General features: G+C 30.2%; 1 protein-coding gene. It reads left to right on the plus strand.

The genetic code is table 11. The features are described 5' to 3' along the window. Positions 1-236: 236 nt before the first annotated feature. Positions 237-791, plus strand: a complete 555-nt coding sequence (locus CHI06_RS11415) for a TVP38/TMEM64 family protein (RefSeq protein WP_142300950.1) — start codon at positions 237-239, stop codon at positions 789-791. The last annotated feature ends 121 nt before the right edge of the window (positions 792-912 follow it).

Genomic DNA, 912 nt, shown 5'->3' on the forward strand with positions numbered 1-912 from the left:
AGCCAATTATTAAAAGATGTCACAAATTTTCTTTTTTTGACATCTTTTTTTATCACTGTTAATTGTTGCATGGTATGATGTGTTTAAGAATATATTTTACTCTTACCCTAGATTACCTTAAATGAAAATAGGTGATTAATATTTGGAAAAAAATCATTTCCTTAATTGGGATAATATTGATCATTTTTTTAGTTATTCATAATACTGAAACTTTCCAATTACTTAGAAGCGGGGATTTGGATTCCATCATACTGTCTTTGAAAGATACCACATATTCAAAATTCTTCTTTACCTTTATCATTATGGTGATTCAAAATTCATTTACCATTATTCCTCTCATAATTATCATTACGATAAACTATGCATTGTTTGGTTTTTTAAATGGTCTAATTTGGAGTTGGTTCACAAGCATAATTGCTGCTGGCATGTGGTTTATTTGCAGTCGTTATTTTTTCAATGATTGGGTACAGAAAAAAACGAATCCTGATTTGTTATCAAAAATGGAGCAGAATGGGCTGCTTTTTGTGTTTCAAGCTAGAATTATTCCGTTTGTTCCAACTAGCATAATCAATATTCTGAGTGGATTAAGTTCTATCACATTTAAACATTTTATGATTGGTACGATGTTTGGGAATCTCATCTTTTTCTTTGTGTTAACGCTCATCCCCGCAGGATTCATGGAGGGGAATATGGAGCAAAATATCCTGCTCGGTTTAGCGCTTGTTTTTGTAGGAATCGTAATTTTATATCGGCTTAAGAAAAAACAGAAAAGAAGAAAACATGTAAATTAATAAACATTTATATTTCATCTTGCACAATCAAAGAAATTATTGTACTCTAATATTTGCTTGTTAAATAGCTGTTAAACCTCTTTTTCTTGTTGGAAAGAAGAGGTTTTTTTATGTTAAGGCT

Source organism: Bacillus sp. 7884-1 (assembly GCF_002272245.1).
Classification (GTDB): Bacteria; Bacillota; Bacilli; order Bacillales; family Cytobacillaceae; genus Neobacillus.